The sequence below is a fragment of the Streptomyces sp. URMC 127 genome (assembly GCF_051386535.1).
GTDB lineage: Bacteria > Actinomycetota > Actinomycetes > Streptomycetales > Streptomycetaceae > Streptomyces.
In genome coordinates this window covers 1-2483 of sequence record NZ_JBPQTW010000401.1, presented here as the reverse complement: position 1 = coordinate 2483, position 2483 = coordinate 1, and the positions used below count along the sequence as shown (strand labels likewise).

At 68.4% G+C, this 2483-nt stretch carries 1 protein-coding gene; it reads left to right on the top strand.

Annotated elements, in window-relative coordinates; all coding sequences use genetic code 11:
• The coding region (locus ACSNOH_RS34435) for a non-ribosomal peptide synthetase (protein WP_436725384.1) at positions 1 to 2483 on the top strand (2483 nt) is incomplete at both ends.

Here is a 2483-nt window from a genome sequence, read left to right as displayed (position 1 = left end):
CCGCTCGCGCGGGATCTCGTTGCTGCCTACACCGCGCGGCGTGACGGTGCGGTGCCGTCCTGGGAGGCCCTCCCGGTCCAGTACGCGGACTACACCCTCTGGCAGCGCGAACTCCTCGGCGACGAAACCGACCCGGCCAGTCCCATGGCCCGTCAGGTGGACTACTGGACCACGCAGCTGGCAGAGGTGCCCGAACAGCTGAACCTGCCCACCGACCGTCCCCGCCCTGCGGTCGCCTCCTACCAGGGCGGGCACACCTGGCTGCGGCTCGACGCCGAGCTGCACCAGGCTGTCCAGCAGCTCGCCCGCCGGTCCGACACGACGGTGTTCATGGTGTTGCAGGCTGCGATGGCGGGTTTGCTGACGCGTCTCGGTGCGGGGACGGACATCCCGCTCGGCAGTGGTATCGCCGGGCGGACGGACGAGGCGCTCGACGATCTCGTGGGGCTGTTCGTCAACACGCTCGTGCTCCGTACCGACACGTCCGGCGACCCCACCTTCTCCGATCTGGTCGGTCGGGTGCGGGAGGCGAGTCTGGCGGCGTACGCGAACCAGGACGTGCCGTTCGAGCACCTCGTCGAGGTCCTCAACCCGCAGCGCTCGCCCGCTTACCATCCCCTGTTCCAGATCGCGTTCGTCCTGCAGAACACGCCGAAGGCCGAGTTTGCTCTGCCCGGGCTGACGGTACGGCCCCAGTTCGTGGGTACGGGGACGTCCCGGTTCGACCTGTTGTTCTCCCTGACGGAGGAGCGCGCGGAGGACGGCGGGCCGGCCGGAGTGACCGGGCTGGTGGAGTACTCCACCGACCTCTTCGACCCGGCGTCCGTCGACGCCTTGGTGGAGCGCTGGCTGGGGCTGCTGCGCACGCTCGTCTCCAATCCCGGGCTGCGGATCGGTCAGGTGGACGTCCTAGGCGACGACGAACGCGACCGGGTCCTGAACCGCTGGAACGACAGTGCGCGCGGTGTGACCGGGACGACTCTGCCCGGGACGACTCTGCCCGAGATGTTCGCTGCTGTGGTGGGGTCGTCGCCGGGTGGTGCGGCGGTGGTGTGTGGTGGTCGGGTGTGGTCGTACGGGGAGGTTGATGCGTGGGCGAATCGGTTGGCGCGTTGGCTGGTTGAGCGGGGTGTGGGTCCGGAGCGGCGGGTGGGGGTGATGTTGCCGCGTTCGGTGGAGCTGGTGGTTGCTGTGCTGGGTGTGTTGAAGGCGGGTGGTGCGTATGTGCCGGTGGACCCGGGGTATCCGGCGGAGCGGATCGCGTTCATGCTGGAGGACTGTGCTCCGTTGCTGGTGCTGGACGAGGAGAGTCTGCCTGCCGATCTGAGCGGTTATCGGGCTACCGATCCCGGAGTACGCGTGGACTCCGGGCATCCTGCCTACGTCATCTACACCTCCGGATCCACCGGCACCCCCAAGGGCGTCGTCGTCCCGCACTCCGGTATCGGAAGTCTCGCCGCCACCTTGGTGGACCGGTGCGCGGTGGATGCGGACAGCCGGGTGCTGCAGCTCGCGTCGCCGAGCTTCGACGCCGCGGTTCTGGAACTGGTGATGGCGTTCGCCGGTGGCGGGACACTGGTCGTCCCGGAGCAGACCCGTCTGGTGGGCGAGGCGCTGCGTGACGTCCTGCAGAAGCAGCGCATCAGCCACACGCTGGTGCCTCCTTCGCTGCTCGCCACTCTGCCGGACGACTCGGCGAGCCGGCTCACGGACTTGACGACCCTGCTGGTCGGCGGTGAGGCGTGCCTGCCGGAGCTGGTGGACCAGTGGGCACCGGGCCGCCGGATGATCAACGCTTACGGACCTACCGAGACCACGGTGTGCGTCTCCACCACCGAAGCGCTGACGGGACAGGCCGCCCCCATCGGCCGCCCCGTGTTCAACACGCGTGCCTACGTCCTGGACGAACACCTGCGACTGGTGCCGCCCGGGGTGGCGGGTGAGCTGTACGCGGCGGGCGAGGGAATCGCGCGCGGGTATCTGGGAAGGCCGGGGCTGTCGGCGGAGCGGTTCGTGGCGGATCCGTTTGCTGGTGATGGTTCGCGGATGTATCGCACGGGTGATGTGGTGCGGTGGAATTCCGGTGGTGAGCTGGAGTTCGTGGGGCGTGCGGATGATCAGGTGAAGGTGCGGGGTTTCCGTATCGAGCCGGGTGAGATCGAGTCGGTGCTGCGGGGTCATCCGCAGGTGTCCGACGCCGTGGTCGTGGTACGTGAGGACCGCCCCGGAGACAAACGCCTCGTCGCCTATGTCGTGCCCGGAACCGCCGAGGGAGACGGCGATACGGCCGAGCAGGTGACCGAGTGGCAAGAGGTCTATGACTCGGTGTATTCGGGTTCGGTGGTGTCGGAGTGGGGCGAGGATTTCACGGGGTGGAATTCGAGTTATTCCGGTGGTCCCATTCCGTTGGGTGAGATGCGGGCGTGGCGGGATGCTGCGGTGGGGCAGGTGTTGCGGTGGGGGCCGCGGCGTGTGCTGGAGAT